Annotated in this window: 11 protein-coding genes, 1 tRNA gene and 3 pseudogenes; 3 read left to right on the forward strand and 12 right to left on the reverse strand. The window is 54.1% G+C overall.

Going from position 1 to position 16,985, the window contains the following annotated elements; translation table 11 throughout:
* Nucleotides 1-4: 4 nt before the first annotated feature.
* From ABLU95_RS07185 to ABLU95_RS07195, 3 genes and pseudogenes are all read left to right on the forward strand, one after another.
* On the forward strand, nucleotides 5-934 hold the full coding sequence (locus tag ABLU95_RS07185) for a formate/nitrite transporter family protein (RefSeq protein WP_023290545.1): 930 nt from the start codon (nucleotides 5-7) through the stop codon (nucleotides 932-934).
* Between the two features lie 88 nt (nucleotides 935-1,022).
* Nucleotides 1,023-1,097 (forward strand) — tRNA-Arg (locus tag ABLU95_RS07190).
* 153 nt (nucleotides 1,098-1,250) lie between these two features.
* Nucleotides 1,251-2,358: pseudogene (locus tag ABLU95_RS07195) on the forward strand (IS3 family transposase).
* 40 nt (nucleotides 2,359-2,398) lie between these two features.
* Here ABLU95_RS07195 and tssJ (ABLU95_RS07200) read toward each other — a convergent pair.
* From tssJ (ABLU95_RS07200) to ABLU95_RS07255, 12 genes and pseudogenes are all read right to left on the reverse strand, one after another.
* Nucleotides 2,399-2,737, reverse strand: a pseudogene (gene tssJ / locus ABLU95_RS07200) (type VI secretion system lipoprotein TssJ); the annotation flags it as partial.
* A 71-nt stretch (nucleotides 2,738-2,808) separates the two neighbouring features.
* Nucleotides 2,809-3,259: pseudogene (gene tssE, locus ABLU95_RS07205) on the reverse strand (type VI secretion system baseplate subunit TssE).
* 102 nt (nucleotides 3,260-3,361) lie between these two features.
* The gene (locus ABLU95_RS07210) at nucleotides 3,362-3,730 is read right to left on the reverse strand and encodes a DUF6201 family protein (RefSeq protein ID WP_348879119.1); all 369 of its coding nucleotides are present in this window, start codon (nucleotides 3,728-3,730) and stop codon (nucleotides 3,362-3,364) included.
* On the reverse strand, nucleotides 3,727-4,596 hold the full coding sequence (locus tag ABLU95_RS07215; RefSeq protein WP_023290551.1) for a DUF6402 family protein: 870 nt from the start codon (nucleotides 4,594-4,596) through the stop codon (nucleotides 3,727-3,729). Before ABLU95_RS07215 ends, ABLU95_RS07210 begins: the two co-directional genes overlap by 4 nt.
* Nucleotides 4,596-7,067, reverse strand: coding sequence for a type VI secretion system tip protein VgrG (gene vgrG / locus ABLU95_RS07220; protein ID WP_348879121.1), 2,472 nt, complete (start codon nucleotides 7,065-7,067; stop codon nucleotides 4,596-4,598). Before vgrG ends, ABLU95_RS07215 begins: the two co-directional genes overlap by 1 nt.
* A 4-nt stretch (nucleotides 7,068-7,071) precedes the next feature.
* Entirely contained in the window at nucleotides 7,072-7,596 is a 525-nt protein-coding gene (tssJ, locus tag ABLU95_RS07225) for a type VI secretion system lipoprotein TssJ (RefSeq protein ID WP_348879122.1), read from the reverse strand.
* A 35-nt stretch (nucleotides 7,597-7,631) separates the two neighbouring features.
* Nucleotides 7,632-8,714 (reverse strand): type VI secretion system baseplate subunit TssG, encoded by a 1,083-nt coding sequence (tssG, locus tag ABLU95_RS07230; RefSeq protein ID WP_101978636.1) that lies wholly within the window; start codon nucleotides 8,712-8,714, stop codon nucleotides 7,632-7,634.
* On the reverse strand, nucleotides 8,678-10,447 hold the full coding sequence (gene tssF / locus ABLU95_RS07235) for a type VI secretion system baseplate subunit TssF (protein WP_348879125.1): 1,770 nt from the start codon (nucleotides 10,445-10,447) through the stop codon (nucleotides 8,678-8,680). The genes tssG and tssF overlap by 37 nt, the downstream gene beginning before the upstream one ends.
* A gap of 33 nt (nucleotides 10,448-10,480) precedes the next feature.
* Nucleotides 10,481-12,088: a type VI secretion system protein TssA gene (gene tssA, locus ABLU95_RS07240; RefSeq protein ID WP_348879127.1), complete on the reverse strand. Its 1,608-nt coding sequence runs from the start codon at nucleotides 12,086-12,088 to the stop codon at nucleotides 10,481-10,483.
* Nucleotides 12,089-12,107: 19 nt separating this feature from the next.
* On the reverse strand, nucleotides 12,108-15,479 hold the full coding sequence (locus ABLU95_RS07245) for an ImcF-related family protein (protein WP_348879129.1): 3,372 nt from the start codon (nucleotides 15,477-15,479) through the stop codon (nucleotides 12,108-12,110).
* Nucleotides 15,472-16,680, reverse strand: coding sequence for a hypothetical protein (locus tag ABLU95_RS07250; protein ID WP_348879130.1), 1,209 nt, complete (start codon nucleotides 16,678-16,680; stop codon nucleotides 15,472-15,474). The genes ABLU95_RS07245 and ABLU95_RS07250 overlap by 8 nt, the downstream gene beginning before the upstream one ends.
* Before the next feature lie 2 nt (nucleotides 16,681-16,682).
* The gene (locus ABLU95_RS07255) at nucleotides 16,683-16,946 is read right to left on the reverse strand and encodes a PAAR domain-containing protein (protein WP_101978647.1); all 264 of its coding nucleotides are present in this window, start codon (nucleotides 16,944-16,946) and stop codon (nucleotides 16,683-16,685) included.
* Between the last annotated feature and the right edge of the window lie 39 nt (nucleotides 16,947-16,985).

Below are 16,985 nucleotides of genomic sequence, written 5' to 3' on the forward strand. Positions count from 1 at the left end.
CGAAATGGATGAACTTGATGATAACAAATTAAAGCCAGCGGACGACGAACGTGAGGTCGAAAGTGAAGAAAAGCAGCGCGGGGAGGAGATAGAAGTGGATGAAGACCGTCTTCCCTCGCGGGCGATGGCGATCCATGAACATATTCGTCAGGAAGGGGAAAAAGAGATGGAGCGCGATGCGCTGGCCCTGCTGTGGTCTGCGATTGCGGCCGGTCTGTCGATGGGCGCCTCGTTGCTGGCGAAAGGGATTTTTCACGTCAAGCTGGAGGGGATCCCGGGAGGGTTTTTACTCGAGAACCTCGGGTATACCTTCGGCTTTATTATCGTGATTATGGCCCGCCAGCAGCTGTTCACGGAAAATACGGTCACCGCCGTACTGCCGGTGATGCACAATCCCACCCCCGGAAACGTCGGTTTACTCATGCGGCTATGGTCGGTGGTGCTGGCGGGCAATCTCATCGGCACCGCGGTGGCCGCATGGGCCTTCAATTATATGCCTGTTTTTGATGAGCCGACCCGCCAGGCCTTCGTCAGCATCGCCGAAGATGTGATGAAAAACAGCCCGACGGAGATGTTCGCCAATGCGATTATTTCCGGCTGGCTGGTCGCCACCATGGTCTGGATGTTTCCCCTCGCCGGCGCCGCCAAGATCGTGGTGATCATTCTGATGACCTGGCTTATCGCCCTGGCGGATACTACCCATATCGTGGTGGGCTCGGTGGAGATCCTTTATCTGGTGTTTAATGGAAGCCTGCCCTGGAGCGACTTCATCTGGCCTTTCGCCCTGCCGACGCTGGCGGGTAATATCTGCGGCGGGACCTTCATCTTCGCACTGCTGAGCCATGCGCAGATCCGTAACGACATGAGCAACAAGCGAAAAGCGGAAGCCCGCGCGCAGGCCGCTGCAAAAGCCAAAAATGCCGACCGGGCATAAAAAAGCGCTCAGAATGGCGAGGGTTTAAGCAGTCAGACGGTATAGCTCTTACTCAGGCGGGCGAAAAACGCTATACTCGTGCCGCCTTGTCCCCTTAGTTAAATGGATATAACGAGCCCCTCCTAAGGGCTAGTTGCAGGTTCGATTCCTGCAGGGGACACCATAACCAGGCGCAATAGTCTTCTCCCTCAACCCCCATTGCGTTACATCACCATTGCGTGCGAAAACATAAACCTACACTCTCCCTTCCCTATCGTTTGTAAGCATCCCTGTGAACCAAACCATTCACTTTTAGAAATCTTCCGTCGTATTGATGATGTCCTTTGAGGAGCTCGCCACGCGTAAAGCACGATTCACCGAACACCAGATCATCGCCGTTCTCAAGTCCGTTGAAGCCTGACGTACCGTCAGGGATGTCTGCCGCGAAGCCAGTATTTCTGAAGCCAGCTATTACAACTGGAAGGCGAAGTACGGCGGTATGGAAGCCTCAGATATCAAAAAGATGAAAAACCTGGAGGAAGAAAATCGCCGTCTCAAACAACTGTTCGCCGATCTGAGTCTGGAAAATCGTGCGTTAAAAAACGTCATCGAAAAAAGCTTTAAAACCAGCGATAAAGCGTGAACTCGTCAGCTATCTGACGGCGCTATTTGCCATGAGTTTACGCCAGGCCTGCAGGACGTTATCGCTGAGCAGGACAGTGTATTTTTATCAGCCCGATACCCGGCGTGATGAGCCGGTGATCCATGTACTGGCTGAACGCTAAGAAGCTGTTCCAGCTGATGCGCAGGCAGGGCCATACCTGGAACCATAAACGTGTTCACCGGATTTACTGCCTGCTGAAACTGAATTTTCGCCGTAAGGGAAAGCAACGGCTGCCAGTACGTAATCCAGCACCATTGACGACGCCGCAAGCGTTAAAACAGAGCTGGTCCATCGATTTTATGCACGACGCGCTGGTGTGCGGTAGACGCTTTCGGACCTTCAATGTGGTGGATAATTTTTAACCGTGAGGCACGGGCGATAGAAATCAACCTTAATATCCCGGCTCAGCGAGTCGTCCGGGTGCTGGACAGGATCGTGATAAACCGCAGCTACCCGCTGAAGATGCGGATGGACAACGGGCAAGAACTGGTCTCATTTACGCTGGCACAATGGGGCGAAGAACATAGCGTATAGCTCGAATTTATCAAGCCGGGTAAACCAACACAGAATGCGTTCATCTAACGGTTCAAACGGACATACCGGACGGAAGTTCTGGATTTTTACCTGTTCAGAACACTGAATGAAGCACGGAAAATGACAGAGCGCTGGCTGATGGAATATAACAACCAGCGGCCTCATGAATCCCTGAACAACCTGACGCCGGAAGAGTACCGGCTGATGGCAGAAAAAACCGGGAATCTCAAAAAGTGCGTGGAACTAAAACGGGTGTGCTTACACAATTGTGCAGGGTTTGTCCGGGTCGAGGTCGTCACGCTGCCTTTGGGCATCACCAGCAGCGATTTTGACGCCTGTACGTCGTCCTTAAGTACCGTATCTGCCTTGCACAGCAGCCTCTGGTAATCGGCGGCATCAACCGCTTTACGATCCCTGAGCTGGTAAACTCTTACCATCGTCACCAGTGGTGTCTGTGCGCCATCGGCGTTAATGGCCGTACGCGGGGTAAAATCCAGATGCAGCGTTTTAATTTTCCTGTAGAAGATAGATTTCGTGATGCTGACCGTACCGTCCGTAACGGTCTGAGTCAGACCGCAGCCAGCGAGCAGGCTACAGGCGATAATCGGGCATTGTGAGGGGATCACTCCCGGTCTTAAGGTGGCATTCAGTTGTGTGGGACATTGTGAAATCCGTATCGTATGAGGATATGAGTGGATTAGATAAACTGATGGTTTTCCAGATGCTGCTGTTGTTTCAGGTGCCTGATCATCACTTTACCCTCTGGCATAAACTCGGTCCCATACCGTACAAGCCCGATACCTCTTAGTTCCGCATCGATGGCGTAGCGCAACTCCCGGGCACTTGCTGTTCGAGTAAGGTTACATTGAGGGACTGCAAACGGGGTCCATACTTGAGCAGAACACCTGCCAGCGTATCGTACAGCTCGTGGGCTGTCGCGGGCATACCTTGAAGAATTTTGGTCATATCCGGCAAACCATAATCAGGGAGATGGGATAGGGTCCCGGCCGGGCGTTCAAAATACGCTGGATGTTATCCAGTACGGATAAAATGACCTGGTCTTCTTCGCTAACAACTTCAAGGGGAAGATCCCCTGTAAAGTTGCCAGTAAGAATTTCATATAAAGAAGGTGATTTTCTATCGGGCATTTTGACCTCAGGAAACGAGTCGGAATGATTGATTACTATTTTAAACTAATATTGAAAAATTCATGTAATGTCCCTAATTATCTCCATGTTTACGGATTTTTTTCACTTAGTGAATTCGTATGAATCATAGCCTTCTGGTCCTGGGTAAAGTAAAGAATGGCTATCACCGTACTGGAATTCTATACCGTCATATGCTCCCATGTTGGAAGTGCCATAATACGCTGATGGTTTAAAAACCACCTCACCAGACGCATTGTAAATAATGAAAAAATAATCCTCATCCTTTAAGTACTTATAAAGTGACATAGGGGATATTATTCCTCCATGGTAAACAATTACTTTATATTCATTGTCAGGGCTATTAATCTCAAATGCTTTTGAATATGAAGAGGGAATAATTGTTGATGGTAGAATGATCCATGCAACCATTAATACCACGATAAATAACGCACTAGAAACTCGCTTCATCATAAAACAATCACCTTATCCTTTGGTAAGGGCTCCAGCCATAAAACATCTGAAAGCACAATAAAATCACCTCCAGTGTTATGCTTAGTCTGCCATTTTCTAAAGTCCGCGTTGAAAACCGGAACAAAACCAGTAAAATCTCTTGCCAATACGCCCCAAACGCCAGATAAATAAGTTGACATATATAATGCGGATTCTGTTTTATCTAATATTCTGTTTTTACTCCAAATGCCAAGTGGTTCTGGAGTCTTGCCTTCGTCAACAAAATCATATGTGTCTTTGAGGTAAAACCCTAATTTATCGACGGTAAATATATTCTCACTTCCACTTTTACTTGTTTTTCCACGAATGCATACTTTCAGAGTAGAGTTACCCATAGCACCATACCATTCATTCACAGTATCGAACTTGCTACCAATTACTAAGATGTTTACCTGGGCATTCGCATCAAGCTCTTGGATATTTTCAGAATAACCCAGCGCAATATCCTCTTTATCAAGTGAGCCTTTCTTACCTAATTGAAACTTCAACCGCTTAATGCCTTTTTCACTTTTCCATATACGGGAGAGTTCGTTTATTCCATTTTTAACCTGTTCATACTGAATTGCCCAAGACATTTTAATTATGTCACAATTAATTTGTGATTCGGGTAATGTTGTCGGGTCAGCATCTTGAGCACTTTTTTTTGATTGCGCCGTATATGAAAATGAAGGTTTGGTATCAAACCAATGCCTCATTAACTTTGCAGCCACAGGCCATTTCATTTTCTCCATGGCATCCGGAATCATGTCAATGTGGAAGAAATCAACACTGACCTTCTTTTCCTGCTGCTCTTGCTCTTTTGTGGTGGTTGTTGATGAAACTGCCATTACCTTGTCCCCGCTCTGATCTGAAAAACATAGTCCAGGTTTACGTTTTCTTCGGTATCTGAATTTACTGCATGCGTCAGGGCTGAATCAGTTCTTCCTACCACTGTACCGGTAGATGTCTGTACTTGATATGCAAACTCCATATCTTCAGATCCGGTTAAGGAATCCAGGACCCTGAAACACGCGGTATTTGGACCACATGACAAATCTGGTAATGGGGCGGGCATTTCAGCCGGTCCCTGTTCCAGGGCACTACTTCCCGCAGCCATTGTCCGCTTCACTTTGCGCATATACGACGCAGTCGTGCCATACTCGACCTTTCCGGGCTCAAGCTTCAGGTAACTGCCACCACCAATTAGGGTGATACGCTTTTTTCCGGCCAGGGAGATATCACTCGCTGAGCTCAGCGTCAGCTTCTTCTCCGCGAACAACCGCATGCTGGCGTTTTGCGCCTGAACATCGATTGGCCCTTCGCCGGATTTCAGGCTCAGCTGACCGGTGCGGGCAAACAGGCCGAGCTTTTCTCCGGTAAGTAGCGTCAGGTTGCCCATCGCACCTGTGCTGATATCTCCGCCAGCATTAATGGCGACGTTTTTGCTGGCGGCCAGCTGCATATCTTCCCCGCTGGTCAGGGCCATGCCTTCCGGCGCCGAGAAAAGCACGGCTTCATTGAGCGGTTTCAGCCGCTGCTCAAACATCTCTATCTGGCTGTCCACGTCCGCTTTCAGCGCCTGCGCCTGCTCCGCGGCCATTTCCAGCTGCTGCAGTTGCTGATTGAGCCTGTCGATTTCCTTCAGCGCAGCGCTCATATCCAGTGCGTCACCCTGCGCTTTCGCCTGCGCATCCGTGCTGACAAACAACCCTTTACCGGCACGTATCGTGCCCCACTCATCGGTGCGCAGCTCGGTGCCCGTGCCGCGACGTTGCCCCTGTGCATCCACCAGGTGCCCGCTGTTGAGCTGCGTCCTGCCGTATTCCGTGGCGAGTTTAATGTGCTCCTGACCGCGCTTGTCTTCCATGCGTAATTTTGAGTTGGCAGGCGTCCGGAGGATGTTTCGGGTGTGATTGTCCCGGTTCACAAGGTCCGGGTGCTCCGAGTCGTGCAGCGCATACGCGATGTACGGCAGGTCGATATCACCATTACTGTACGCAATCGCCACTTCGGTGCCATCGATGAGCGGCGTATGCCAGCCCAGCGTTTCACCGGCATAAGGCTTCGCCATCCGCAGCCACAGGTAACCGTAACCGGGTTCCGTCCCCTCCCGGTCGAAGTCCGGCTTCACCCGGTAGCGCCCCTGTTCGTCCAGGTGCGCGTAGATATCATTCTTTTCCCGGCTCTCAATCCGGGCCGGAAGTGTGCCGTGGATTTCCGGACGCGGGATTTCCGCCGGGCGGAAACAGTAACGTTCGGTGTATGGCATGCCCCATACCGACACATGCAGACGGGAATCACGGGCGCCACGAAAGGTCACCAGCGTGAGGAGCACGCCTTCTTGCAGGGCCGTAATGACATTCCCCTGCGGCTCCAGCACCTGCCCGGGGGAGAGGTGCGAAGCATTGCTGAACAGGTGAATGCGTGCCGAGCTGTTGAGCTCCCGCTCGTGGTGAAGCCGGGCCCAGAACGCGCCGGATTCGGTCTCCGGCTCCGGGCTGGCGTCATCGCCCGCTTCACGATAAGGCGCCGCGTAGCGGTAATGCTCCCCGGTGGTCACCGCATCATTCCGCACGCTGACCGTCGTATCCATCGGCGTGGTGGCTGTCCGGTAGTTGTAATCCCGCGTGACGACGGTGCCGGTGGCGATATTGTGCCAGGTCCGCACATCCCAGACCGATTCTGCCGCGCCGTCGAACAACCCCGATGGCTCGCTGTACGGCAGGCGCACATCAAACTGGTAGTTAAGCTGGCTGTCGACAAAAATGTACGTATCCAGACCGCGCACGTCGTCCATCATCGTGCGCCAGTAAATCCCCACCTCGGACAGAATGCGCCGGATAAACTGCAAATCCGTTTCCTGCCACTGGGTGATAATTTCACGTGATGGGTAGGTGCGCTCCAGTCTGAATTCAAAATCAGGTCCCTCCAGCCCGTGTTTACGCAGCACCTGCTCAACCACCTCAGGAACGGACTGATTCTGATATACCGCGCACTGTCGGGTGTATCCCAGAAGCGCCAGGCGGGAACTGAGCGTAAGCCGGTAGTGAGATTGATCCTTTGATGTGGACAGCCATTCCAGGCGGGTCACCATGCCGTGGATATTTTTGCCGCCACGCATGCGGAAGGAGGCATATTTCATCAGCACCTCTTCCGGGGGGATGTTCGCCTGCAGCGTGGTGAACTCGATGTCCCATCTGAATGGTTCGCTCAGTGCTTCCCTGCCGTAAAAACGCAGAACATCCGGCTTCACTGAACTGTCATTAATATCCAGAACATAGCGGGTCTGTCCGTCAAAAAGCGCTGACCAGTTATCCATCACGTCACTCCTTCACCGGCACAAGGCTGAGCCAGCCATCAGCCAGCTCAATCGTGCGGGGTTTGTCCGGGTCGAGGTCGTCACGGGTCAGCACCATGCGCCAGCGGTTATCCTTCTGATCCGGGCGGTTAAACAGTCCCACCACCGCCACGAACTGAGCATCTTCATCCATGGGCATATTGAGCGTCACGCTGCCGTTGGGCATCACCAGCAGCGCTTTTGACGCCAGCATATCGTCCTTAAGTACCGTATCGGCCTTGCGCAGTAGCGTCTGGTAATCGGCGGCATCAACCGCTTTACGATCCCTGAGCTGATAGACTCTCACCATGGTCGCCAGCGGCGTCTGTGCGCCATCGGCGTTAATGGCCGTACGCGGGGTAAAATCCAGATGCAGCGTTTTAATTTTCCTGTAGAAGATGGATTTCGTGATGCTGACCGTACCGTCCGTGACGGTCTGCGTCAGACCGCAGCCAGCGAGCAGGCTACAGGCAATAAGCGTCAGCGCCCACCAGCGGGTTATTGTTGCCATTCAAAAGTTCCTTTATTGAGAGTGGGAGTACGTGATTATTCGAAGCGGTAGTGCCCGTCTTCAGCGGACGGTAACGCAGAACATTGCAACCCTTCATAGCAGCCCAGACTGACGGTCAGACTCTCCCGACTATTGCTGAGCTTGCCAGCTTTCAGGCCCAGCAAGCCGGTGCGGCCCAGCTGGATAAGCCTGCCTTTGCCAAGGCGGGGCTCAGGCAGCAATCGTACAGGTACGGTGAGACGCAGTCGGGCGTCACTGCGGTAGCCGAGATAGACGCGCAGCAGGACCAGCAAATCGGTATGGAGGACACCACCGGGTAACCAGCCTTCCGCCTCGTCCGGATCCGCTGTCTCCAGCGTCACCAGTACCCGGCTGCATGCTTCCCTGGCCGTTTTACCCAGCGTGGCCCGCTGCGAAAGACGGATACGGTTTCCGCCCCCCAGCCCACTGCGGTTATCGATACGAACCTTAACCGGATCCGGTTCGGTGATTATTGCCCGGGTATTTGGCGCCAGCAGGCTCACCACAGCCCGGATGCCTTCGGCGTTACGCGTGGGCAAACGCATGGTGCCCAGCAGGGCCAGAAAGCGGGACACCGGCGTTGCCACCTGCTCAGACGTACCCGGTATACCGAGTCCCACCAGCCCCAGCAGACACTGTGATGTGGCATCTCGCCCACCGGCCTCGAAGGTTGCCGGATACGCGTATTTTCGCCAGATCCGGTAATACTGCGTAGTGATCCGGTGGCTGAAAATGTCCAGGAATGAAGTGACCGCCTCGTGTCCTTCACGGCGCTGCGCGATATCGTCCAGCCAGGACGTCGGCAGAGGGGAGTCCACCCCATACACACCAAGAAATGTCGTACGGACCGTTGGGGGCAATGTCGGATGGTCTTCGTCGGTCTCCACCGCTTTCAGGGTACTGACCGGGAACCCCATACCTGGCCAGGGCCTGAATCGTACCGGGTCGTCGCCCGGATGGCTGGTAGTGCCCAGTTTCGGCGCGTCCGGATTTTCCTGTTCCAACAGCTGGCAGAAACGATAAAAATTGGCCCGCCAGATATCTTTGTTAAGGGCCAGCGTCAGCCCGGTACGTGCTGGCTGTGATTCTCGCGCCATCTCAGTCGTTTCCCTGTCGGTTGCAGCACCAGCGTGAGCTGGTTAAAGAGGTGAATATCGGCATAGCGCGCGAAGAATCGGTGCAGCATCTCGCCAAAGAGATTTACATCGCCCTCGCCTGCAAAATTATCCGTATTCAGCGTGACCTCAATGTCAACGCCCCTGAGCATAAAGCCCTTCTCAAAACGGCGGATCAGGGTGTGCTTCACAGCGACGATGGCTTCAAGCCGACGGCGATTCATTTCATCGTCGGTCCAGTCATAGAGCGCCAGCGTGCCCCGCAGCACTTCCGGATTGTCCATCATGCTGAGGAAGTTTGATCCGAGGTGACTCATCACCCGCCAGTGAAAACGATCGTTTGCCGGGGGATATAACGGCATTGTCGGTGCTGTGACGTTCAGTACACTGACGGGCACTTTGCCGGTTTTGACCACCCTGTCCAGCAGAGTGCTTTCCAGTGCCTTACGCGGAAGCTGGCCGTTGGTACCGGTTATTCGCATCGAAAGGGATTCTGGTTTATCGGACAGCTGCTCCAGCTCGAACGAGCGCCCCCCGAGAATTAACCAGGTGTCGTACAGACCAGAGGGGCCGCGTTTCACGCGAGTGTGGAAATAACGCTCAGGAGCATCGTGGCGCATCATACCGCCCCGGTGCCGAAAGCTGGTGAACGGCACATAAGGATGTTTGCCATTCTTCACCGCGCCATGGATGTTATCGACGCTGTAAATCTCGGTGTGACCATCCTGAAGACGCAGCGGCCTGAGCAGGTATTCGTTCTCCAGCGGGTTAAGCGTCAGCGGGTCGGCTTCCAGGGTGAAGAGATTGATGACCGGCGCACAGTGCAGCCGGAAGTTTTCCGTTTCAAAAGGCAGATCGGATGACCAGGCTTCACTGAGCACGATGTCGATTTCAAACCAGGTGCTGGCCGCAGTGAGCCCGATGGCCTCGAGGCCGCGCATTTCCACAAACATAAACTTCGGACGGAAGCTGAAATACTCCAGCAGTAGCTGGTAACCGCTGAAGGCAGTATCGGCTTTCTTCCACAGGCCGTCATTGTCATCAAAGCCCATGGGTTTGCACCAGCCATCAAACTGATGACGTTCGGCGTATGTCCCTGCGTGGCGGGCATACATGGCGTGGACTCGACGGGTCATTGCCAGATGCAGCGCAGAGCTAACCGGACTCTCTGCGTTGAGGAATATGGCGACCTTGTCGATCCCGGCTTTACGCCAGTCCACTTTTTCAGGGCATTCGAAGCGCAGACGGATAGCAGAGCGGCCATCGGTTTCCGTATGCAGGCGGGCGTCAGCAAGGTGCAGCGGTTGTAGCGGCACATCGCGGGTTGTCCGGTACTGACAGGCTGTTTTATGCGGCCCGACAGGACGTGACAGAACGGAGAAGCCTTCCGCCAGCATTTCGGCCTGACGCAGACTACGCCAGTCAGGGGAGAACTCAACGATGGCCAGCGACGGGATGGTGCGCATATAGTGCGGCCACAGCAGACTCACCAGCCCTTCGGTGAGCTCTGGCAGATCATCATCCAGCTTTTCACGCAAACGGCCCATCAGGAAGGCAAAGCCTTCAAACAGACGTTCCACATAGGGATCGCGGGCGCCAGGTTTATCCAGATTAAGCATTGCTGCTCGGTCCGGATGAGCCCGGGCAAACTCTTTACCGGCTTCTCGCAGGTAGCGCATCTCTGCTTCGTAATAGCGCAGGGTTAAATCATCCATGAACGGCATTCCTGAAAATTATTAAAGAGTACATTAGCCACAGAGCGCCATGGCACGGGCCGGGTCGATGGCGATCAGACGCGCCAATAGCGTATCCATCTCAGGCATCAGACGGGATTTATCAGATTCGCTGCGACCGGCTTTCAGGCGCAGCAGCTTCAGGCGACGAGCCTGGACTTCAAACAACAGTGCGGGTTCCCAGTCTTCCAGCGTCAGCTGTGGTGCACTGGTGGTCAGTTCGCCAAGCAGGTGAAGCGCCATATCGTTTCGACCATACTGCTCTGCCACCCGGGCCATCAGCAGGCGTATCAGCCAGCGATGGCGTGGTGTGTCCATTCCTGGTCGGGACTGGAGCCAGGCAAGCGCCGCCTCGGGTCCTTCCGCGTCGCCTTTTGCCATAGCTTCGGATTCAAGAAGCAGCACATCATCAGCCTGGCCATTAACGACGGTTGCGGGTTCATCGCCATACAGCAGGCCTTCTTCATTCACTTTTCCAGCGATCCAGGCGGAGGTGACTTCATCAGCGAAGGGAGTACCGTCATTCCATGCCAGGCCTTCAAGTCCCGGAAGGCGCTGAAGTAGCAGTCGCAGATCAAGAAGAACGGAATCTGTCCAGGCATCCCACGGGTGACCGGCATGACTGAGCCCCTGCCAGAGATACCATTGAAGATCGAGCCAGAAATGATTCACGCCCTCGCAAAACATCTGACTGGCCTGCTCAACCAGTTCAGTCCAGTTTTTTTGAAGCCAGAGCCGCTTTAGTTGAGCCCGATACTCGACCTTCGGCGGTAACAGGCGGGTGCGCCCGCTACTGTCCAGCGGAGGGATCTGATCGACCGTGTCCCAACGCACGGTCTTTATCAGCCGGTAAGAGGCCAGCCAGCCCTGCGGCTGCTCACTCAGCCAGCGAGAAAGTAACTTTGCCTGGTCGAGTAAATCGCGGCCCGATTTTACCGCTGACAGTTGTGGTGAATCCGAGTGGGCCGGTTCGCGTCCGTGCTCCTGAGTACTGCTGTTCTGGGGGACCAGTGCTTCCATCCCCCCCGAACGTGCCAGGCGGTTTTCAAGAGTGGTACAAAGCCCTGCAAAAGACGGTTTCTCGGCTTCCGGCCAGTCCGCCACTGTGGATTCAAGCAGGCTTATGGCGCCCGCCGTAAGACCGGCATCATTGCGGTCTACCTCAGGCCATAACTGCAGTGAATCAATCACTTTTGCACTGTTCAGCCACTGCAGCGCAGCTTTACGTGCTGCGGGACGCTGGGGATGACATGCCTGCCCGTAGCGAGTCAGCATTGCGACAAGCAGCAATAAACCTTCAGCCAACCCTTTTTCACCGTCGCGGCTGAGTCGGGCCTGCACATACCAGGTCACCACACGAATGTCTTTTGCGCATTCGTAAAGACACTTTCGGGCCAGCTCGCACAACCGCGCTGAATCGGTACCCGATATCTTATTGATTTCTTCACGCATCAGCAGAAAATTATCATCGTATGCGGGATCGTCCCCGGTTTCAGACCCCGGGGTGAACGGGTGCAGCCAGTTATCCCATAATGATAGGGCGCTGGAGGCTTTTCCGATAAGATGCTGCTGCTCTTCCTGATTTGTGGTACATGCCGATAACAGTGCCTGGGGTGAACTCATGTTTTTCCTTGTCTCATCTTTATTCGACCTCTTCAGCGCTGGCTGCAACCGTAAATATGGTTTCAGGCAGCGTGAAACCCTGAAGCTTCAGTAACGCCAGAGGACCGTCGCCCAGCTCGCTGCGCATCACAAACTTCAGTGGATTCCCATCGGGCGTGATCCACATCAGCTGCATGCGGCTCGCATCAAGAGGCGTGATTAGGGCTTTGTCCAGCAGGCGAATGAAACCCCAGTTACCCTGGTTGTTTGCATAGAGCTGCATACCGCTGTTGACGCTTCGCCAGCTGAGCGATACGCCGGGGTAGTAAGTATTCCCCGGCCAGGTGAATTTCTGCCAGCTTTCCATCTGGTTGAAAAAGTCCAGATTCTGCTCATCGAGGATTAACTGCACTCTGGCAACATCCCGTGTAGGTCGCGCCATCAGTTCGAAGTGAACACCCGCATCGCCCTGAGAGAACACGATATCTGACAGTTCCGCCAGCTGATTAATCGCCCGGAGGAAATCCGGACTGACAACCATCCCCTGACTTGTGGAAGGGTTAACGATCCAGCGATTCCCCTCCAGGTGGATGATCCCGCCAAGATTAGTTTTCAGGAAAGTAGTGATTCGACCCGAGTCGCTACGCAGGAACTGAGCCAGTAACGGCAGCGAGGCATCGCTGCCGGTGGCTTTAAAGGGGTATCGTCCCGCAAAGGCCTTATTCCACTGTTCGACAATAGTTGTCTGCCAGCGGGCATTGAGGCTACCTGCAGCCGGGGCAAGTACCTGCCGCCAGGCCAGATCCAGCGGTTGCACAAATAACGACTGACCAAATCCATTCCACTCCTGACCCAGACTCGCCGCAACCAGACTGCCGTAATCGCGGGTATCGGTCAGATCGATGGCTTTGCCCTGGAATACTGTCTGGGCCAGCATCTGCGACATAGCCTGCGGATCCGGGGCGCTGGTGACCTGCTGAAGCTTGAGCCGCACCTGGGTTACGCGAGCCAGCCAGGACTGGAAACTGAGGTTACCGTTGGCACCTGTGCCATCTTTACCTTCCATCAGCCCCATCAGCGGTCCAAACACGCCATCGAGCGGACCTTTAGGGCCCTGTGCCTGTTCAATAAACTGTCTGGCATTTTTTTTCTGACCGATCAGTTTTTTCGCTGAGTCCACTATCGAGTCGGCAAGTCGTTCTCCCTTCCCCCCCGTTTTCCCCTGCCAGGCCAGCGTGTTCATTAGGGCAACCAGCGGTGACTGGCGGACATCGCCTATCAGATTGAGCTGGGCAATCGCTTCGGAAAGTGACGTAGCTTCCTGCCACTGAATGCTGTTGAACATGTTCAGCCAGGCGTTACCAAAATCGGTAAAATAGCGTTCAGTCAGGCGGGCCTTTAGCGCCTCCGGGGAGATATCGCTCCTTGTCTGGTGCGTCTTATCCGTCAGTACCCAGTCAATTTCATCGCGGCGTGTCTTGACGACCTCGTTAATCGCATCCTGAACCTGCTCTTCCCAGGCCTGACGCGTAAACATTCCCGGGACGACTTCGTCAGTGCTGAATACCGTTGAGGCATCAGTGTCGCCGGTCATATCTGCAAGCGTTAAATCAGGCCAGTTGCTGGCCACGCGCTTCAGCATGTCCTGATATAACCCGGACTCAGCGTTCCGCTGGCCAATCTGCTTGAGCAGGATCTGACGGACCGTGCTGATTAATTCCGCGTCAGGCTTAATTTTCCATTCCGGATGAGCCGGGAGGTTCTGTGCGTAGAAACCCAGCAGTTTCGGTGCCAGGTCCTGCCATGTGCCATCCGCCACATTCTGACGCTTCGGCCAGACTACCAGTACGTTTTTTGCCAGCCAGTCTGCGTCTGCTTTGTCAGGACGGGCCAGCATCAGATAACTTTTGAGCACGCCATAGGTGTGCTGTGTTCCCTGCGTACGGGCATCACTGGCAGGAGGCAGTTGCACAAAAGCATTCAGCAACTGCCTGAGATAATCTGCGGTGGCATCCCTCATCAGCTGTGCGTTGTTTATCTCATACAGCGGCCAGAGAGCAGCCAGCGTTTCACTGTCCTGATTAAGACCAAAGCGCGTGTACCATGGGGCGCCGGTCGCCTCACGATGTTGCCGACGGGCAATGGCTTGCTGTAGTACAAGCTGGTTGTGCAGGCGTTCAGCCAGTGGTTTTGCGGTATCCGCTGCCTGCCTCGCTGTTTCCTGTGCCTCATAAATCTGGGTACGGTTAACGATCAGGGACAGCAAGGTACCGGTCCCCCACAGGACAATCAGGGAAAGCAGAATTAACCGCAGCATCTTCAGCCAGTCGAAGCCCAGCTTCCTGCCGCTGACGGCATCACAGTCATCAATCACGGCTTTCCATGTCGGCGTGTCGAGGCGCGTGTTCGGCACCGTTCCGGCAACGGCCATCTCAGGGCTGAACATGACTCCGCGTAATCGCCAGGCCGCAGATCCCTGCATCAACCCGCTGAGCAAAACGGTCAGACTGGCTTTCAGTTCGTGTTGCAGGCGGAAAGATAACTGGAGCAGGCCGTTATGAGCCGGATTATTCAGTATCTGTGCCATACCGACTTTTTGCAGGCGCTGAGACAGCGTAGTCAATGCCTTATCCGCCTCTTTTACAGTGCCTTCCGGTCCGAATATCACCCCTGTCGCAGCCGTGTCCGCGTCCTGCTGAGCAACTTTGGCTTTGTCAGTCAGCCACAGCCAGACAGGCGCCTGCCAGCCCAGCTGATGATCGGCTTTTTGGCGGCAACGCAAGAAAGCATCCCGTTCGCTATCTGTCGGGAGGGCTGAAGTACTCATCACCTGAATAATGCCATCAACCGACTGGCGAGATCGCAGACGCTTCAGTTTTGAAAGGAAGTTCTCATCCGGAAGTGACTGCGCATCACCGCCATAAATCAGTACGTTGCCGTCGCCTTCCTGCCAGAGGTCATGACACAGACCCGGGGCTGCTTTATGGACGTCGTCCGGGTTGCCCATCACCAGCAGGAGTCGCACTTTACGCTGCCAGCGGCGTCCATAGCGAAAGCGCAGGTGTTCAGACACGGCGTCTTCGCTGAAGACCAGCTCATCGTCATCTTCTTCACTGAGAATGGTGTTTGCCACCGGAGTGATACTCTCAGCCTTTTTCTGCCCCCACTGGAAATACAACCCGGATTTACCGGCGAAGTCGAAAGCCTTCTCTGTCAGCCAGCCGAGTAAAAACATCGCAGCAACCATAATGGCGCAGAATGTGAGTATTCGTTGACCGTTATACGGTCCGAAGCCGGTGGCTGAGGCCACATTTTCCGGAAAGGCATAAAACAAAAATGCCACGATGGCTGTCAGGAAAAAGGCGACAGTCACAACGGAGCCGATGAGAGTTTTTACTTTTACCTTAGACATTCTTAGGCGATTCCTTGCGAACTTCTTCTTTGGTGATGACGGCGACCCAGATGTCGTCCTTGTCAGCGACGGGTTGGGCGGCGATAACCTGGGGGCCTCGTTGTTCAAAAGCCGCATCGGCAAGCGTGATGGCCAGCCATGGCGCAGCATGGCCGGTATATCCCAGCACGGGATCGATACTGGAATTGTCTTCTGAAAGGCTAAATTCCACTCCGCTCTCTTCGCAGGCATTATTCCAGCCGCTGCCCGACGTCAATGTGGGACCGGAGATCCAGCCTCCTTTGAGTTCATTGGGCAGGGTCTTCGACCAGATCAGCGCCCGGGTAAGTGTCTTTGTGAGCGTTGTTTCTGTTCCCCTTTCGGGGCGATGAAGGCGAAGCGCATCCGCCCAGGCATGGGCTTTGCGGTTGCTCAATACCACCATTGAGACAGCATCAGCATCTTCTTCCCGGGGAGACGCCGGTAACGACAGCGTGATGGCAACCAAAATGCCCGGAGTATCCCATCGCTTGTCCAGCCAGGCATCAAACGCCCCCAGCCCTTTTCCGGCCATCAGGCGAAAAATCCTGCCCGTCTTGAGTGAGAGCTTGGCTTTAAGCTGCTCTTCAAACAGGGGATAAAGATCGTTATCACAATCCAGCACCAGCCAGCATGGCAGCTCGGGCGGAAGCGGCTTAACTATCCCCTCTACACGTGTGGTCAGTTTATTAACCGCTGCTTTCAGGGCCTTCGTTAAATCAGTCTGATATTCTGGTAATGCCGCGTATCTGACCGGTTTGTCACATCCTCTTGGGCGAGAGAATTCGATAACAGGAGCTGCGACTTTCATTGCCTTCAGCAGGTCATCGGCTTTGTTTCCGGCCGGACTCTGAATATAAGTACCGAGGATCCAGGCGCAGCGCTGACCGCGCAGAATTTCACTGTCGATGAGTGCTTCCCGCTCGGCATTGCGTGATTCCGCACCGACCTGTTCTGCTTTATAGGCAAATCGGCGTAAGCCGAAAATAAGCCCCCAGGTGCAAAATGGAAGACCCAGAGCGGTTAACCAGAAGACAAATCCGGTTCGCTCTGACGTCCAGCACCATAGCGTGAGCGCTATGCCCCCCAGCATGACAAACGCGAGGAATAGCAGCCAACGACCGGTGCCGGGACGTGCTACCTTAGGAGCCTTTTCAGGGATGGCATCCAGCCAGACGGGCATAATCAGGCAACCTTTGCTGCGGCAAATGAACTGATCAATGTGCAACCACAGGCACATTTGTGACCGTGAAAGGCAACCGGAATACCATGATCAAGGTAATCAGGGTTGCCTTCTACGATAGTAGTAGGGCCATGTCCCTGAACCGGGCAGGACACTTTGTCGCCTTTACGGGCAACGCCAATACCGCCGAATTTCATCGTTTCTGAGGCGGTCAGTACTGAACCACCGTGGGTAGTTTTATCGCCTTTGCGGATAATCTGGAGCATTAATAAGGACCTCTGTGAGTTAATAATTATCATTAGTTT

Origin of the sequence: Klebsiella sp. GG_Kp146 (assembly GCF_040061975.1) — a bacterium.
GTDB classification, from domain to species: Bacteria; Pseudomonadota; Gammaproteobacteria; order Enterobacterales; family Enterobacteriaceae; genus Klebsiella; species Klebsiella quasipneumoniae.

What these genes read in the sequence shown, in the direction of transcription:
- ABLU95_RS07185 (WP_023290545.1), top strand. Translation starts at nt 5, where the DNA reads ATGGATGAACTTGATGATAACAAATTAAAGCCAGCGGACGACGAACGT.
- ABLU95_RS07210 (WP_348879119.1), bottom strand. Translation starts at nt 3,730, where the DNA reads ATGATGAAGCGAGTTTCTAGTGCGTTATTTATCGTGGTATTAATGGTT.
- ABLU95_RS07215 (WP_023290551.1), bottom strand. Translation starts at nt 4,596, where the DNA reads ATGGCAGTTTCATCAACAACCACCACAAAAGAGCAAGAGCAGCAGGAA.
- vgrG (WP_348879121.1), bottom strand. Translation starts at nt 7,067, where the DNA reads ATGGATAACTGGTCAGCGCTTTTTGACGGACAGACCCGCTATGTTCTG.
- tssJ (WP_348879122.1), bottom strand. Translation starts at nt 7,596, where the DNA reads ATGGCAACAATAACCCGCTGGTGGGCGCTGACGCTTATTGCCTGTAGC.
- tssG (WP_101978636.1), bottom strand. Translation starts at nt 8,714, where the DNA reads ATGGCGCGAGAATCACAGCCAGCACGTACCGGGCTGACGCTGGCCCTT.
- tssF (WP_348879125.1), bottom strand. Translation starts at nt 10,447, where the DNA reads ATGGATGATTTAACCCTGCGCTATTACGAAGCAGAGATGCGCTACCTG.
- tssA (WP_348879127.1), bottom strand. Translation starts at nt 12,088, where the DNA reads ATGAGTTCACCCCAGGCACTGTTATCGGCATGTACCACAAATCAGGAA.
- ABLU95_RS07245 (WP_348879129.1), bottom strand. Translation starts at nt 15,479, where the DNA reads ATGTCTAAGGTAAAAGTAAAAACTCTCATCGGCTCCGTTGTGACTGTC.
- ABLU95_RS07250 (WP_348879130.1), bottom strand. Translation starts at nt 16,680, where the DNA reads ATGCCCGTCTGGCTGGATGCCATCCCTGAAAAGGCTCCTAAGGTAGCA.
- ABLU95_RS07255 (WP_101978647.1), bottom strand. Translation starts at nt 16,946, where the DNA reads ATGCTCCAGATTATCCGCAAAGGCGATAAAACTACCCACGGTGGTTCA.